Annotated in this window: 1 protein-coding gene; it reads right to left on the bottom strand. The window is 73.6% G+C overall.

Annotation, left to right across the window (positions count from 1 at the left end; translation table 11 throughout):
• The coding region (locus ACFU7Y_RS44110; protein ID WP_380772096.1) for an ATP-binding cassette domain-containing protein at positions 1–1068 on the bottom strand (1068 nt) is incomplete at its 3' end.
• Between the last annotated feature and the right edge of the window lie 58 nt (positions 1069–1126).

Below are 1126 nucleotides of genomic sequence, written 5' to 3'. Positions count from 1 at the left end.
GGCCCCGCGCAGGGTGGCGACCACCGAGCCGGAGCGCGGCGCGGTGGCGATCTCCATCCGCAGCTCCCACTCCTTGCGCGGCTCCTCGACCACCTCCAGCCGCTCGATCATCCGCTGGGTCTGCCGGGCCTTGGAGGCCTGCTTCTCGGTGGACTCGGCACGCATCGCGCGCCCGATCTTGTCGTTGTCGGAGGACTTGCGGCGGGCGTTGCGCACGCCGTGCTCCATCCAGCCGCGCTGCATCCGCGCCCGGGTCTCCAGCGAGGCCTTGGTGTCGGCGTAATCCTCGTACTCCTCGCGGGCGTGCCGACGGGCCACCGTCCGCTCCTCCAGGTACGCCTCGTAGCCGCCGCCGTACAGGTTGACCTGCTGCTGGTGCAGGTCCAGCTCCAGCACCTTGGTCACGGTGCGGGCCAGGAACTCGCGGTCGTGGCTGATCAGCACGGTGCCCGTGCGCAGGCCCTTGACGAAGGACTCCAGCCGCTCCAGGCCGTCCAGGTCGAGGTCGTTGGTGGGCTCGTCGAGCAGGAAGACGTCGTAGCGGGAGAGCAGCAGCGAGGCGAGGCCGGCCCGGGCGGCCTGGCCGCCGGACAGGGCGGTCATCGGCAGGTCCAGCGAGACCTTCAGCCCGAGCGAGTCGGCGACCTCCTCGGCGCGCTCCTCCAGGTCGGCGCCGCCGAGGTCCAGCCAGCGCTCCAGGCCGGCGGCGTACGCGTCGTCGGCGCCCGCCCGGCCCTCGACCAGGCCCTCGGTGGCCTCGTCCAGCGCGGCCTGCGCGGCCGCCACACCGGTGCGGCGGGCCAGGAAGTCGCGCACCGACTCGCCCTCGCGCCGCTCCGGCTCCTGCGGCAGGTGGCCGACGTTGGCGCTCGCCGGGCTGAGCCGCAGCGAGCCGCCCTCGGGGGTGTCCAGGCCGGCCAGCAGCCGCAGCAGGGTCGACTTGCCGGCGCCGTTCACGCCGACCAGGCCGATCACGTCGCCGGGGGCGACCACCAGGTCCAGGCCGGAGAAGAGGGTGCGTTCGCCGTGGCCGGCGCTGAGGTCCTTGACTACGAGTGTCGCGCTCATGATGGGGCCGATTGTAGGAGGAGAGGCCCGGTCGGCGGAAAAAGCGGGGGCCGCGGCC

The sequence above is a fragment of the Kitasatospora sp. NPDC057542 genome (genome assembly GCF_042801945.1).
GTDB lineage: Bacteria > Actinomycetota > Actinomycetes > Streptomycetales > Streptomycetaceae > Kitasatospora.
This window is presented reverse-complemented; position numbering and strand designations above follow the sequence as displayed.